This is a genomic window from Rhizobium leguminosarum bv. trifolii WSM2297, assembly GCF_000271845.1.
Window position 1 is genome coordinate 438033 of sequence record NZ_JH719395.1, and the last position, 14370, is coordinate 452402.

Here is a 14370-nt window from a genome sequence, read left to right on the forward strand (position 1 = left end):
CATACGCAATACTGGTCCGGCACATTATGGGACGAAGTTTAAGGAAGATTTTATAGGTGGAATTGCCTGCCGGTCTCACGCTTTAGTGATCGCGCTTGCCGCTGCCGAAGGTGTAACCGGTCTCGACCGTGTTCTTGCCGAACTTGTCGCGCAGCTTGTCCATCGCCGCTTCGGCGGCCGCCCGCCGGCCCGATTGCCGGTCGATGAGATCGGGCGGATCGGCGCGGGCGGCATCGCCGAGATCGGTAACGCCGATGCCGAGCAGTCGGAACTTCGTGCCGTCGGTCTCCTTTTCCAGAAGCTCGAGCCCGATGCGAAAGATCCGGTCGGCAAGCTGGGTCGGGTCTTCGAGCTTGCGGTTGCGCGTGCGCAGCTTGAAGTCGGCGGTCTTCATCTTCAGGACCACGGTCTGGCCGGCGATGTCGTTTTTCTTCAGCCGCCAGGAGACCTTTTCCGAAAGGTTGCGCAGGATCGGCACCAGATCGTCATAACGTGAGATGTCGTCGAAGAAGGTCGTCTCTGATGAAACGCTCTTGGCCGCATCGTTGAGATGCACCTCACGGTCGTCGATCCCGCGCGACAGCCGGGCGAGCCGCTGGCCGATGCTGCCGTAGCGGCGCATCAGGTCGTTTTCTTCCATCTGCTGCAACTGGCTGATGGTGCGGATGCCGTCCGCCTCCAGCGTCGCCGCAAAGGCCTTGCCGACGCCCCAGATCGTGGTGACCGGACGCGGCGCCAGGAACTCCACCGCTTCCTCACGGCCGATCACGGAAAAGCCGCGCGGTTTCTGCAGGTCCGAAGCGACCTTCGCGAGGAATTTGCAGTAGGAAAGCCCGACCGACACGCTGATGCCGATCTCCTTTTCGACCCGGCGGGCGAATTTGGCGAGGGTGCGGGCCGGTGGGTCGTGATGCAGCCTTTCGGTGCCGTCAAGCTCCAGGAAGGCCTCGTCGATCGACAGCGGCTGCACCAGCGGCGTCAGATCCTGCATCATGGCGCGCACCTGGCGCCCGACCCGGACGTATTTTTCCATGTCGGGGCGGATGACGATCGCTTGCGGGCAGGCTTCCAGCGCCTTGAACATCGGCATTGCCGAACGCACGCCGTGGATGCGGGCGATATAGCAGGCGGTGGAGACGACGCCGCGTTTGCCGCCGCCGATGATCACAGGCTTGTCGGCAAGTTCCGGATTGTCGCGTTTTTCGACGGCCGCGTAGAAGGCATCGCAATCGATATGCGCAAGCGTCAAAGCGTAGAGTTCGCGATGGCGCACCAGACGGGGGCTGCCGCAGGACACACAGCGGCGCGCCTCGCCCTTCTGCTCGGCAAGGCAGTCGCGACAGAAGCCGGGTGTCTTGTCGGGTGTGGGCGTCATCATGAGAACAAAGATTGAACGCCGGGACATTACGCCTTAAGCTTCCGAGTCTCAAGAGAGGGCGGGAGCATTGCCTTTGGATAACGATTTTCGTTTCGAGCCGCTGGCAAGGCGCAAGGACACCCGCCGCCTCATGCGGCTGGAACTGCGGGCGTGAAAGTGCCGGAATGAAAATGCGCCTGGATGAGCTCGGCCGCATGCGTCCAGTCGCTGACGCGGGTGATGTCGTCGGCGGCCGCCGGGGCGAAACGATGGACGGGCGAGTCGGGCATCAGGTGAATCAGCAGGCAATCGGCAACATATTCCCTGACGGAATGCAGATTGAGCGCCATATCATCGATGAAGACGACAGGAAGGGAGCGGCTGGCATGCAAGGCGTGAACGATCGGCCCCTTGGGCTCTTCGCTGGCAAGCAGCGGAAAAAGCAGGCCCAGCCTGTCGAGCAGGCGGCGGCGCTGGTCCTGGAACCGCGGCTGCATGGCCGTCAGAAACAGGACATCGGCCTCCTGCGAAAGCCGGCCGAGCGTTTCGACGACGCGGTCGAGCGGGGTCTGCCACAGCTCCTGCGCCTCGAAGAATTCCTCGATCAGCCGGCTGACCCGCTGATCCTCGATCTCCGCGCCATCCGCCTGCGAGACGATATTGCCGTGCAGCCGGAACGAGCGCGGCAGGAACGCATGACCCTGGCTTTGAAGGAAAAGTTGGAACGGGCCGATGAATTGCAGCACGACATCGTCGACGTCGCAGACGATCAGCGGCCGTTCGCCGAGCCGGATATGCGAGATGTCGAATTCCACGGTCAGTATTCTCCGGAATCGAGGCCGGGCGAGGAGAAATGCCGCCAGGCGGCGGTGACCGTTTCCGGGCTGATGCCGCTTGCCGCGCAGAAAACCATCGCCGTCGGTTCATGGTTCATCAGGAAATCCATCATGCCGGCGAGGAAGCCGGGATCGTTGACGGCGCTGCGCACCTGGCCTGGCGCCACGCCGGTGAGAGCGAGGAAGCGGCCGAACATCTCGGGATCGTCGGCAAGCCAGCCGAGCACGGCGATCGCGGTTGCGTGCGGGTCGGCGGCTGGTTGTTTCGAAGTCTTGAAGTTGCTTTGCATTTCGAGGGGTAAGTTACCTTTTCTTCAACCAAATACCGCTAGCGTGCGCTATCGGTTTCACGGAGCTATCGTCCGCATGTGCCTTTCTCATGGGACGAACCGCTGCGCGAACGGACGTAGGGACAGCTTGTCATGCCCAAACAGGTGATGATTGTAGAAGATAACGAGCTCAACATGAAGCTCTTTCGCGACCTCATCGAGGCGTCTGGTTATACCACGATCCAGACCAGAAACGGCATGGAGGCGCTCGATCTGGCGCGCAAGCATCGCCCCGACCTGATCCTGATGGATATCCAGCTTCCCGAGGTCTCCGGCCTGGAAGTGACGAAATGGCTGAAGGAAGACGACGAGCTGCACGTGATTCCCGTCATCGCCGTCACGGCTTTCGCGATGAAGGGCGACGAGGAGCGGATCCGCCAGGGCGGCTGCGAAGCCTATGTTTCCAAGCCGATCTCGGTCCCGAAATTCATCGAGACGATCAAGACCTATCTCGGCGATGCCTGACGCATCGGAAAGACAGCTATGACTGCGCGAATACTGGTGGTTGACGATATTCCGGCCAATGTGAAGCTGCTCGAAGCGCGGCTGCTCGCGGAGTATTTCGACGTGATGACCGCAGCCGACGGCTACACGGCGCTGGCGATCTGCGAGCGCAACCAGGTCGATCTCATCCTGCTCGACATCATGATGCCCGGCATCGACGGTTTCGAGGTCTGCGAGCGGCTGAAGGCCAGCCGCAAAACCGCCCATATTCCTGTCGTCATGGTCACAGCACTTGATCAGCCGGCCGATCGCGTACGTGGCCTGAAGGCCGGCGCCGACGATTTCCTCACCAAGCCGGTCAACGATCTTCAGCTGATCTCACGGGTGAAGAGCCTGCTGCGGCTGAAGACGTTGAGCGATGAGCTGCGCATCCGCGCCGATACCGCCCATACGATGGGCATCGACGATCTCATGCGGGCAGGCGAGGGTCGCATCGACGAGACCGGTCAGATCCTGCTCGTCGACGGCCGCGCCAATTCACAGGAGCGCATCATCAAGGCGCTGAAGCCCGTCGCCGACGTGCTTGCCCTTTCCGATCCGCAGGCCGCACTCTTCGAGGCGGCCGAAAGCGCCTTTGATCTCGTCATCGTCAACGCCAACTTCGACGATTACGATCCGCTGCGCCTCTGCTCGCAGCTGCGCTCGCTGGAGCGCACGCGCTTCCTGCCGATTCTGATCATCACCGAGCAGGGCGCTGACGAGATGGTCGTGCGCGCGCTCGATCTCGGCGTCAACGACTACATCGTCCGCCCGGTCGATCCCAACGAGCTGGTTGCCCGCAGCCTGACGCAGATCCGTCGCAAGCGCTGCAACGACCGGTTGCGCGCCAGCGTCAAGCAGACGATCGAGCTTGCCGTGACCGATCCGCTGACCGGCCTTTATAACCGGCGCTATCTCGATAATCACTTGAACGTGCTCTTCAACCGTTCGATGGCGCGGGGCCGGCCGCTTTCGGTGCTGATCACCGATATCGACCGCTTCAAGCAGGTGAACGACAGCTATGGCCATGACGGCGGCGACGAAGTGCTGCGGGAATTTGCCAATCGCGTCCGCTCGACCATTCGCGGCGCCGATCTCGCTTGCCGCTACGGCGGGGAAGAATTCGTCGTCGTCATGCCGGATACCTCGCCGGAAATTGCCGCCGCTGTCGCCGAGCGCCTGCGCGCCGCCGTCGAAAACGCGCCCTTCAGGCTGAAACACGCGGGGGAGGCGCTGAACGTCACGGCTTCCTTCGGCATCGCCTCGCGCATCGGCTCGGTGCTGACCCCGGATCAGCTGATGAAGCAGGCCGATCTCGCCCTTTACGAGGCCAAGAATACCGGCCGCAACCGCGTGGTCGCCGCAGCCGCTTGACGAATCACTTTGGTGCCATAGGCGCCATTTGCGGGTTTTCCACTGCGGTAAGCGAATTATTACCGATCTTTAATCTTCGCCTGAGCGATGCGGAGCGAAAATTTTGCAATTCAATAGCCCAAAAATCGACTTTCGCCGTTGCTGCCCATCTGCCGCAGCGCGATAGTGTTGAGGGTGTCGGGGCCTTCGCTCCAGATGAAATAGAGACTATAAAGAGCGCCTGCCGCCTGCAGGCTCAAATAGAGTGCGGCGACGTCACCTCACGTAAGGGTAGGGGAGGCGCAAGTTGTTAAGTTATAGTGTCGAATTTCTTGGAGTGGTCAGACATTAGGCTTCAGGCCCAAGCAGAGCCGACAAATCTTTATATGTCCCAAAATTGGACTTTTAACCATAGAATCACACTCGTAAAATTCACCATTAAGAATTTGTTGATTTTCTTTCATTTCTGCGCAAATTATCGGCTCATAAGAGAAGCGCTCCCGCTGAGGAGTTGTCGATACCCCATGATGCTCAGGTCCGCCGCATCTCCTGGGTCGTGGGGTCGGTCGGCTAGTAGGCAAGTTATAGCGGTTCCTCGTGCCGTTTTGCATGCTGGCCGACCCCCTTTCAAGAAAACGCCGCCACTTCCCGAAGATGGAAGGGCGGCGTTTTTCTGTTTGCGCTGTCATTTTTAAATGGGGTCAATTCAGGCAATAAAAAACGCGCAACCCGAGGGCGCGCGCTTTTTGCGAAATCCTGAGAACAAGCGATTACTTGATCTTGGTTTCCTTGAACTCGACATGCTTCTTAGCAACCGGGTCGTACTTCGTCTTCGTCATCTTGTCCGTCATCGTACGGCTGTTTTTCGTCGTGACGTAGAAGAAACCGGTGTCGGCTGTCGACAGCAGCTTGATCTTGATTGTTGTAGCCTTGGCCATGGTCGTCCTGCCTTTAAGAAAATGAAAGCCGTGGAAGCCGGATGGGCTCCACGGCAAATTCTGGCGCGAAACTACGAATCCCGCCCGAAAAGTCAAGTCCGTTTTCGAATGAACATCAGTCTGATCCCGGAAAGTAGGGCGTAAAGACCGAAGAAAGCGGCAATCGCCCAGGCAAACCCGTTATTTCCGGCGACATCGATCGCCGCACCGATCGCCTGCGGCCCGGCCACGGTCCCCATCGCATAACAGAAGACGAAGGCGGCATTGGCCGCCGCAAGGTCGGAGCCGGTCAGCCGCGAGCCGAGATGGCTGAGGCCGACCGTATAAAGGCCGGAGACGCAGCCGCCCCAGAAAAGCAGCAGCCCGGCCATCAGCAGCCAGTTGTCGACCAGCAGCGGCAGCATCATCGAGCCGACGAAGCCCATCAGCGCCATGCCGGCCAGAAGCGGCCGCTTGTCGGGGATGCGGTCGGAGAGCAGACCGAGCGGGATCTGGAAGATGACATTGCCGACGCCCATCATGGTGAGCAGAAGGGCTGCCTGCGATTCGGTGAAATGGGCGCGCACCGCAAAGATCGGGAAAAGCGAAAGCCCGCCCGCTTCGACTGCGCCGAAGATGAAGACCGCCGCCGTCGCCGTCGGCACGAGAAAGACGTAGCGCATGAAATGCAGCTCCGGTTTTTCCTCGAGTATTGGGCTCTCGTCGCGGGCGATGAAGATCGGAATGGCGGCAAGCAGGATGGCACAGGCGCCGATCAGGAAGGGGAAGATGCCGTCGCTGCCGAGGATCGAAAACAGCAGCGGCCCGGCCGCGAAGCCAAGGGAAAGCACCGTCGCATAGATGCCGAGCACGAAGCCGCGTTTGGACGGCGGCGAGGCGGCGTTGATCCAGAATTCGGAGAGGATGAACAGCGTCGTCGTTGCGCCATGGAAGGCGAAACGCAGCGGAAACCACATCCAGAAATCCTCGGCATAATAGAAACCGAGTGCGCTCAGCGCCGAAATCAGCACCGCCCAGAGCATTGTCGGCGCAACGCCGTATTTATGCGCGAGCTTGGTGGTGATGGGCGCGGCCGCCATCGCCGCGACGCCGGCCATTGCCGTGTTCAGCCCGATCAGGGTGGACGAGATGCCGCGTTTTTCCAGGATGATGCTGAGAAGCGGGAGTCCGAGGCCGATTGCTATGCCGACGGCTGATATGGACGAGATGGCTGCCACCAGAGAAGGCCAATGGATTTCCTCGACATCGCCCGGTGTGCCGTTTCTCGGCTGAGACATTTATCCATCCTTAGAAAGCTGCGCGAGCGAATCGGCCGGTTCCGTCAGATAGATAGACACGGACGTGCCAAATCCGGGTGACGGATGCCGCTTCGCAATATTTCCGATGTGAGTGACCATCTGCGGAATGTAAAGCCCGTTCGGCCAAGAAATGCTTACCATGTCGGGTCGTTGAGGATCGTCGGCTGCCGCATTCGGGTGGTGGTCGGTGGAGCGCTGGCACTACACGTTAAATATGTCTGGAAGGTGAAAGCGATCAATCCGGGCGTCCGGGGAGGTCATAATCGTCAGGATCGTCACTCTCGCCGCCGAAACCGTGCATGCGCAGCGCCCATTGCAGGCCGATGACGCCGCCCTTGATCGGCTGGATCGAGGCAAGGGCGGTGATGACGGTGATCGGCGCCCAGATGGCAATATGCGCCCACACCGGCAGCACGAAGGTCATGTCGGTCAGCATATAGCCGCCGACCACGACGTGGCCGAGAACGAGGATGACGATATAGGGCGGCAGGTCGTCGGCCCGTTGGTGATGCATCGCCTCGCCGCAGGCCGCGCAATGATCGACCGGCTTCAGGAAGGCCCGAAACAGCTTGCCGCTGCCGCAGGCCGGGCAGCGGTTCATCAGCCCGCGCAGGATTGAGCGTCCCAGCGGGCGCTCGACCTCGGGCGCATCCCCGTAGCGGACGGCCGGATCGGTCGGTGTGCTCATCGCATGTTCCTCTTCGGAGCTAGCGCCGCCCGCGCGGCGGCCTCGTTCCGGGCTTCTTGCGGACCTGGCCTCTTTCGCGGCGGCCGGCTTTGTGGAAGGAGCGCACCGCCGCCGGCATCTCGCGCCCTTCGCTGACCATTTCGAAACGCAGCGCGCCGGCAAGCGGGATCGCCTCGGCAAGCTTCACCGTGACATTGTCGCCAAGGCGGTAGCCGAGCCCCGTTCTTTCACCCGAGAGCGCCTGATGCGCCTCGTCATAGATGAAATAGTCGGTGCCGAGTGTAGATATGGGGACGAAACCGTCGGCGCCATAGTCCGGCAGGGAGACAAAAAGCCCTGATTTCGTAACACCCGAGACGCGCCCGGCAAATTCCTCGCCGACGCGCCCGGCAAGGTGATGGGCGATCAGCCGGTCGACCGTCTCACGTTCGGCCGCCATCGCCCGGCGCTCGAAGGTCGAGATTTCGGCGGCGATATCGTCGAGCGTGCCTTCTTCCTCGGGCGTGATGCCGCCTTCGCCGAAGCCGAGCGAGCCGACGAGGGCGCGATGCACGATGAGATCGGCGTAACGGCGGATCGGCGAGGTGAAATGCGCGTATTTCATCAGGTTGAGGCCGAAATGGCCGATATTCTCCGGGCTGTAGATTGCCTGGCTCTGCGAACGCAGCACCATCTCGTTGACCATGGTCTGGTGCGGCGTTCCGTCGGCCTTCGCCAGTATGCCGTTGAAGTTGTTGGCGCGCATGTTGCCGCCCTTGGCAAGCGGGATGCCGAGTGTGGCCAGGAACTCGCGCAGGATTTCCTGCTTGGCAAGCGTCGGGCCGTCATGGATGCGGTAGATCAGCGGCTGGCGTCTCTTTTCCAGCGTCTCGGCGGCTGAGACGTTGGCCTGGATCATCATCTCTTCGATCAGCTTGTGCGCATTGAGCCGCGGCGGCACGTGGACCCGGTCGACCGTGCCGTCGGGTTTCAGCAGGATCTTGCGCTCCGGCATGTCGAGCTCCAGCGGCTGGCGCCGGTCGCGTCCGCGCTTCATCACCTCATAGGCGTGCCAGAGCGGCTTCAGGATCGGCTCGAGCATCGGTCCGGTCCGATCGTCCGGCTTGCCGTCGATCGCTGCCTGCGCCTGCTGATAGGAGAGCTTGGCCGCGCTCTTCATCATGACGCGGTGAAAGGTGTGGCCGATCTTGCGGCCTTCCCCTGAAAAGCTCATGCGCACGGCAAGCGCCGGGCGGTCGACGCCTTCCTTCAGCGAACAGAGATCGTTGGAGATGCTCTCCGGCAGCATCGGCACGACGCGATCCGGGAAATAGACCGAGTTGCCGCGTTTCAGCGCTTCGCGGTCGAGCGGCGACTTGGGACGGACATACCAGGAGACGTCGGCAATGGCGACCGTGACGATGACGCCGCCGGGATTGTCGGGCGAGGGGTCGAGTTCGGCATAAACAGCGTCGTCGTGGTCTTTGGCATCGGCCGGATCGATGGTGATCAGCGGCACGTCGCGCCAGTCCTCGCGATGCGACATCGTTGCGGGCTTTGCGTCCTCGGCCTCGGCAATGACGGCGGGCGGGAAGACATGCGGAATGCCGTGCGCATGGATGGCGATCATTGAGATCGCCTTTTCAGAGGCGACGGATCCGACGACGGAAAGCACCTTGGCGCGCGGCAGGCCGAAACGGCCGAGACGGGCGATTTCGACTTCGACCAGATCGCCGTCCGCAGCGCCGCCGGTGAAGTCGGGATCGATCACCATTTCCTCGCCGCGCCGCTCGATCGGCAACAGCCGCCCACCGCCGCCGGGGGCGGTGCGGAAAACGCCCATCGAGGCGCCGCGGCGCCTGTCGATCACCTTGATGATCCGCGCCGTATAGGCCGGTCCGCCGCGATCGACGGCCGGGAAGATCTTTGCCAGGATGCGATCGCCGAGGCCCGCGACGGGCGCCTTGCCCTTGCCCTGGCGGCCTGCAGGCGATTGCTGCCGAATGGCGACGGCAGGGGCGACGCCCTGGTCCTCCGGCCATTCCGCCGGCCGGCCGATCAGATCGCCGTCCTTGTCGCGCGTGGTGATGTCGAGAACGGTGACCGGCGGCAGCGCGCCGGGACGGATCAGCGACTTGCGGGTCTTCTGCAGCATGCCTTCCTGCTCGAGCTCCTGCAGCATGTGCTTGAGCTCGACGCGGTTGTCGCCCTTCAGGCCGAAAGCCTTGGCGAGTTCGCGTTTGGACGCTTTCTGAGGATGATCGGCGATGAAGCGCAGGATCACCTCACGCGAGGGCAGCGCCCCGTGGACGATGTTCAGCGGCTCGACGGCGGGAGCATCCTTGCCGGTGCGGCCGATCTTGCCAGGACGTTTGCCCGCAGGGTTCGTTCTGTCGCGCGGTATTCTGCTCACGTCAGCTCTTTTTCGATTTCGCGGGCGCTTTCGCCTTGGTTGCCTTTGGCTTGGCTGCCGTCTTCGTTGCCTTGGTTGCAGCGGCAGCCGCCTTCGGCTTGGCCTTTGCCTTGGCCGCCTTGCCGGCCGGCGCCTTGCCGGCCTTCTCCGTGATCAGCGCCAGCGCTTCCTCGACGGTGATCGCCTGCGGATCCTTGCCCTTCGGCAGGGTGGCATTGACCTTGCCCCAGTTGACGTAAGGGCCGTACTTGCCGTCGCGAACGGTGATCGGGCCGCCATCCGGATGATCGCCGAGTGCCTTCAGTGCCGCCGGCGTACCGCGTGAACCCCGGCCCGGCGCCTGGTTGGCCTTTTCGGCAATGACCGTCACGGCGCGGTTGAGGCCGACGGAGAAGACGTCCTCGATGCTTTCCAAATTGGCATAGGAACCGTCATGCAGCAGGAACGGTCCATAGCGGCCGATGCCCGACGAGATCATCTTGCCGGATTCCGGATGTTTGCCGATATCGCGCGGCAGCGAAATCAAAGCCATCGCCTTTTCATAGTCGATGTCTTCCGGCTTCCAGCCCTTCGGCAGCGAAGCACGCTTGGCTTCCTTGCCGTCGCCGCGCTGGATATAGGGGCCGAAGCGGCCGGAGCGCAGCGTCAGTTCCTCGCCGGTCGTCGGATCGGTGCCGAGGTTCTTCGGCTCGTTGAGGGCTGCACCATCCGCTTCTCCGCCGTTTTCGGAGGAAAGTTGGCGGGTGTAATTGCATTCCGGATAGTTCGAGCAGCCGACGAAGGCGCCGTATTTGCCGAGCTTCAGCGACAGGTTGCCGGTGCCGCAGACCTGGCAGATCCTGGGATCACTGCCGTCTTCCCGCTTCGGGAAGACCAGCGGCGCCAGCGCCTCGTTCAGCGAATCGAGCACATTGGTGACGCGCAGTTCCTTGGTGTCTTCGATCTGGGCGAAGAAATCCTTCCAGAAATCGCGCAGCACCTGCTTCCAGTTCAGCTCGCCGGCGGAAATCCGGTCGAGCTTTTCCTCGAGATCGGCGGTGAAGTCGTATTCGACATATTTGGTGAAGAAGCTTTCGAGGAAAGCCGTCACCAGCCGGCCTTTGGCCTGCGGGATCAGCTTGCGCTTGTCGATCGTCACATAGTCGCGGTCGCGCAGGGTCGCCAGCGTCGCGGCATAGGTGGAGGGGCGGCCGATGCCGAGCTCTTCCATCTTCTTGATCAGCGAGGCTTCCGAATAACGCGGCGGCGGCTCGGTGAAATGTTGCGTCGAATTGATCTTCTGCTTGGCGAGGTTCTCGCGCGCATTGATCTCCGGCAGGCGGCCATCCTCGTCGCCGTCGTCGCTCTGCTCGCCGTCTTCCTTCTGGTCGGTATAGGCGGCGATGAAGCCGTCGAAGCGGATGACCGAACCGACGGCGCGCAGGCCGGCCTTCTCGCCCTTGTTGTCGGCGGTGATTTCAGCCGTCGTGCGCTCGATTTCGGCCGACGCCATCTGGCTGGCGATGCCGCGTTTCCAGATCAGGTCATAGAGCCGAATCTGGTCGGCATCGAGGAATTTGCGGACGCGGTCAGGGGTCCGGTCGAAATCGGTCGGACGGATCGCTTCGTGCGCTTCCTGGGCGTTCTTCGCCTTGGTAGAATAGAAGCGCGCCTTGTCAGGCATGTAACGTTCGCCGAACTGGTCGACGATGGCGCGCCGCGCCGCATCGATCGCCTCCGGCGCCATCTGCACGCCGTCGGTTCGCATATAGGTGATGAGACCGACCGTCTCGCCGCCGATATCGACGCCTTCATAGAGTTTCTGGGCGACCTGCATGGTGCGCGAGGCGGAGAATCCGAGATTGGAGGAGGCGGCCTGCTGCAGCGTCGAGGTGGTAAACGGCGGTCCCGGGTTGCGCTTGACCGGTTTGGCCTCGACCGTGTCGACGACATAGCTTGCGCCGTCGAGCAGTGTCTTCAGCCGGCCGGCTTCCTCGCCATTGCCGATCGCCCGCGGCTGCAGCCGTTTGCCGTTCGCCGAAACCAGCTTTGCCTCGAACTCGTCGCCGCGCGGCGTCTTCAGAAGTGCCGAGATGTTCCAGTATTCTTCCGAAATGAAGCGCTCGATCTCGGATTCGCGATCGCAGACCAGGCGAAGCGCCACGGACTGGACACGGCCGGCCGAACGCGCGCCGGGCAGCTTGCGCCACAGAACCGGCGAAAGATTGAAGCCGACGAGATAGTCGAGCGCACGGCGGGCCAGATAGGCGTCGACCAGCGGCACGTCGATGTCGCGCGGATCGGCCATCGCGTCGAGCACCGCCTTCTTGGTGATCGCGTTGAAGACGACGCGCTTGACCGGCTTGCCGTTCAGCACCCGCTTCTTGTTGAGCATGTCGAGCACGTGCCAGGAAATCGCTTCGCCTTCGCGATCCGGGTCGGTCGCGAGAAACAGGCCGTCGGAGGATTTCACCGCGTCGGCGATATCCTTCATCCGCTTGGCCGAGGCGCCGTCGACCTCCCAAAGCATTTCGAAATCCTGATCGGGGAGGACCGAGCCATCCTTGGCAGGCAGATCGCGCACATGGCCGAAGGAGGCGAGCACTTTGTATCCTGAACCCAGATACTTGTTGATCGTCTTGGCCTTGGCAGGCGATTCCACCACTACAACATTCATGATGATTCTCTAAAAAAGGAAACGACGCCGGCGTTGAAGCCAGCGCGACACACACCGTAACTTGGATACCGGCCTTCCGACATGGACAGGGAAATCGCTGCGGTCAAGGGGTTTGCTACAATTTTACCTCTTGCATCTGTTGCAATCGAAGCAAGATTCACGGCGAAAAACAATTGTTGATTGCGTCGCCACCATTTTCGACACGCAGTTCCTGCAATCGCAGAGCCGCTCTCTCTTAGGGGTACGGCTCAATCGGAAAGCGAAATGAGGCTGCCCTGATGCCGGTGCAGCCGGCCCGCTATGTCGAGTTCCAGCAGGATGAGATAGACCGCCGATGCCGATAAGCCGGTATGGCGGATAATGTCGTCGATCTCGACCGGTGTTGGCCCGAGCGCATCGACGATGCGGCTGCGATCCGTTTCGTCGGGCGGCATCGTTATTGCCCCGCCCTCACGCGGCGGTTCCTCCGCCATCGACGACGGGAAGAGATCGAATTGCGCCAGCGGCGCCAGGGCCTCGATGACATCGGCGGGTGCGGTGACGATCGAAGCACCGTCCTTCAGCAGGCCGTTGGTGCCGTGGCAGCGCGGGTCGAGCGGTGAGCCGGGCACGGCAAACACCAGCCGGCCGAACTCGCCGGCAAGGCGTGCGGTAATCAGCGATCCCGAGCGCGTTGCCGCTTCGACCACCACGAGACCGAGCGCGATGCCGGCGATCAGCCGGTTCCGGCGCGGGAAATCGCGGGCGCGGGGCTCCCAGCCGAAGGGCATTTCGCTCACCGCCAGGCCGTTGCCGCCGGTGATCTCCTCGAGCAGGCCGATATTCTCCGGCGGGTAGGGCTGGTCGAGACCACCGGCAAGGGCTGCGATCGTGCCCGTTTCGAGGCTTGCCCGATGCGCCGCGGTGTCGATGCCGCGCGCGAGGCCCGAGACCACGGTATATCCAGCCCGGCCGCAGTCGCGCGCTACCATTGCCGCAAATTTGGCGCCGGCGATCGAGGCATTGCGCGAGCCGACGATACCGACGGCCGGTCGTTTGCCAGCGGCCAGCGCGCCCTTGACGGCCAAGAGCGGCGGCGCGCCGTCGATCTGCTTCAGCGATTGCGGATAGTCCGGCTCGCCGATGCCGACGAAGCGGGCGCCGAAACGATGCGCCGCCTCCAGTTCCCGATGCGCCTCGGCCTCGCTGGCGATGCGGATGGCCCGCGTGGCGCCGCCTCGCGCTGAAAGCTCCGGCAGCGCTGCAAGGGCGGCCTCGGCCGAACCGAAATGATTGATGAGGTCACGAAAGGTGGCGGGGCCGATATTGTCGGAACGGATGAGACGCAGCCAGGCAATGCGTTGCCGGTCGCTCAGCACAGTGCCTTTTGATCCCGCCCCCGGCGCATCCATTATCCCTTTGCCCCGATCTTGCTTTCCGTCCCGCCCATCAGGCGGGAAATATTCGCCCTGTGCTTCCAGTAGGAGATCAGCGTCATGATCGCCATGACGGCTGCAACCTTCTCGTTGCCGAGTATCCACAGTGCAACCGGAATGACAAGCATGGCGACCAGCGCCGACAGCGAGGAGTAGCGGGTGGTGAAGGCGACCGCCAGCCAGACGGCGGCAAAGAGCACGACCATGATCGGCGCGACGCCGAGCAGGGTGCCGATATAGGTGGCGACACCCTTGCCGCCCTTGAAGCCGATCCAGACCGGGAAGAGATGGCCGATGAAGGCGAAGAAACCGGCGATGATCGCAGCCTCCTCACCGAAGACGTAACCGACGACCCAGGCCGCCGCCGACGCCTTCAGCGCATCGAGCAGCAGCGTCGCCGCGGCAAGCTTGCGGTTTCCGGTTCTGAGCACGTTGGTCGCGCCGATATTGCCGGAGCCGATGCTGCGCACATCGCCGAGGCCGGCGGCGCGCGTGAGGATCAGGCCGAATGGGATCGAGCCGAAGAGATAGCCGATGACAGCGGCGGCAAGCGCGACCGGCAGGGTGATCTGCCATGACATGAGATTGGATAACATATGCCCCCTCGGCCCTCCGTGGCCTATCC

12 protein-coding genes are annotated in these 14370 nt (G+C 62.3%); 2 read left to right on the top strand and 10 right to left on the bottom strand.

The features are described 5' to 3' along the window. Nucleotides 1-82 precede the first annotated feature (82 nt). The 3 genes from RLEG4DRAFT_RS17355 to RLEG4DRAFT_RS17365 form a co-directional block, all read right to left on the bottom strand. The gene (locus RLEG4DRAFT_RS17355) at nt 83-1375 is read right to left on the bottom strand and encodes a DNA polymerase IV (RefSeq protein ID WP_003578610.1); all 1293 of its coding nucleotides are present in this window, start codon (nt 1373-1375) and stop codon (nt 83-85) included. A gap of 131 nt (nt 1376-1506) precedes the next feature. Beyond that, nucleotides 1507-2181, bottom strand: a complete 675-nt coding sequence (locus RLEG4DRAFT_RS17360) for a hypothetical protein (RefSeq protein ID WP_037093814.1) — start codon at nt 2179-2181, stop codon at nt 1507-1509. After that, nucleotides 2175-2483 (bottom strand): DUF3572 domain-containing protein, encoded by a 309-nt coding sequence (locus RLEG4DRAFT_RS17365; RefSeq protein WP_003578614.1) that lies wholly within the window; start codon nt 2481-2483, stop codon nt 2175-2177. The genes RLEG4DRAFT_RS17360 and RLEG4DRAFT_RS17365 overlap by 7 nt, the downstream gene beginning before the upstream one ends. A gap of 132 nt (nt 2484-2615) precedes the next feature. On the opposite strand from RLEG4DRAFT_RS17365, the gene RLEG4DRAFT_RS17370 reads away from it, so the two are divergent. Together RLEG4DRAFT_RS17370 and RLEG4DRAFT_RS17375 are read left to right on the top strand one after the other, a co-directional pair. Beyond that, nucleotides 2616-2987, top strand: coding sequence for a response regulator (locus RLEG4DRAFT_RS17370; protein WP_003547430.1), 372 nt, complete (start codon nt 2616-2618; stop codon nt 2985-2987). Nucleotides 2988-3005: 18 nt separating this feature from the next. Then, nucleotides 3006-4379: a PleD family two-component system response regulator gene (locus tag RLEG4DRAFT_RS17375; RefSeq protein ID WP_003578615.1), complete on the top strand. Its 1374-nt coding sequence runs from the start codon at nt 3006-3008 to the stop codon at nt 4377-4379. A gap of 749 nt (nt 4380-5128) precedes the next feature. Here the strand turns inward: RLEG4DRAFT_RS17375 and rpmG are convergent. The 7 genes from rpmG to plsY form a co-directional block, all read right to left on the bottom strand. Beyond that, nucleotides 5129-5296, bottom strand: a complete 168-nt coding sequence (gene rpmG, locus RLEG4DRAFT_RS17380; protein WP_003547442.1) for a 50S ribosomal protein L33 — start codon at nt 5294-5296, stop codon at nt 5129-5131. Nucleotides 5297-5388: 92 nt separating this feature from the next. Beyond that, a complete protein-coding gene (locus tag RLEG4DRAFT_RS17385) occupies nt 5389-6573 on the bottom strand; it encodes an MFS transporter (RefSeq protein WP_003578618.1) in 1185 nt (394 codons plus the stop codon). A 256-nt stretch (nt 6574-6829) separates the two neighbouring features. Continuing rightward, entirely contained in the window at nt 6830-7282 is a 453-nt protein-coding gene (locus RLEG4DRAFT_RS17390) for a DUF983 domain-containing protein (protein ID WP_003578620.1), read from the bottom strand. Between the two features lie 19 nt (nt 7283-7301). Further along, nucleotides 7302-9674: a ribonuclease R gene (gene rnr, locus RLEG4DRAFT_RS17395; protein WP_003578621.1), complete on the bottom strand. Its 2373-nt coding sequence runs from the start codon at nt 9672-9674 to the stop codon at nt 7302-7304. A 1-nt stretch (nt 9675) separates the two neighbouring features. After that, a complete protein-coding gene (gene topA / locus RLEG4DRAFT_RS17400; protein WP_003578623.1) occupies nt 9676-12330 on the bottom strand; it encodes a type I DNA topoisomerase in 2655 nt (884 codons plus the stop codon). A gap of 248 nt (nt 12331-12578) precedes the next feature. Continuing rightward, entirely contained in the window at nt 12579-13721 is a 1143-nt protein-coding gene (dprA, locus tag RLEG4DRAFT_RS17405) for a DNA-processing protein DprA (RefSeq protein WP_003578625.1), read from the bottom strand. After that, nucleotides 13721-14341, bottom strand: coding sequence for a glycerol-3-phosphate 1-O-acyltransferase PlsY (gene plsY / locus RLEG4DRAFT_RS17410; protein ID WP_003578627.1), 621 nt, complete (start codon nt 14339-14341; stop codon nt 13721-13723). Before plsY ends, dprA begins: the two co-directional genes overlap by 1 nt. Between the last annotated feature and the right edge of the window lie 29 nt (nt 14342-14370).

What these genes read in the sequence shown, in the direction of transcription:
- RLEG4DRAFT_RS17375 (WP_003578615.1), top strand. Translation starts at nt 3,006, where the DNA reads ATGACTGCGCGAATACTGGTGGTTGACGATATTCCGGCCAATGTGAAG.
- dprA (WP_003578625.1), bottom strand. Translation starts at nt 13,721, where the DNA reads ATGGATGCGCCGGGGGCGGGATCAAAAGGCACTGTGCTGAGCGACCGG.
- RLEG4DRAFT_RS17390 (WP_003578620.1), bottom strand. Translation starts at nt 7,282, where the DNA reads ATGAGCACACCGACCGATCCGGCCGTCCGCTACGGGGATGCGCCCGAG.
- rpmG (WP_003547442.1), bottom strand. Translation starts at nt 5,296, where the DNA reads ATGGCCAAGGCTACAACAATCAAGATCAAGCTGCTGTCGACAGCCGAC.
- RLEG4DRAFT_RS17385 (WP_003578618.1), bottom strand. Translation starts at nt 6,573, where the DNA reads ATGTCTCAGCCGAGAAACGGCACACCGGGCGATGTCGAGGAAATCCAT.
- topA (WP_003578623.1), bottom strand. Translation starts at nt 12,330, where the DNA reads ATGAATGTTGTAGTGGTGGAATCGCCTGCCAAGGCCAAGACGATCAAC.
- RLEG4DRAFT_RS17365 (WP_003578614.1), bottom strand. Translation starts at nt 2,483, where the DNA reads ATGCAAAGCAACTTCAAGACTTCGAAACAACCAGCCGCCGACCCGCAC.
- RLEG4DRAFT_RS17355 (WP_003578610.1), bottom strand. Translation starts at nt 1,375, where the DNA reads ATGACGCCCACACCCGACAAGACACCCGGCTTCTGTCGCGACTGCCTT.
- RLEG4DRAFT_RS17370 (WP_003547430.1), top strand. Translation starts at nt 2,616, where the DNA reads ATGCCCAAACAGGTGATGATTGTAGAAGATAACGAGCTCAACATGAAG.
- plsY (WP_003578627.1), bottom strand. Translation starts at nt 14,341, where the DNA reads ATGTTATCCAATCTCATGTCATGGCAGATCACCCTGCCGGTCGCGCTT.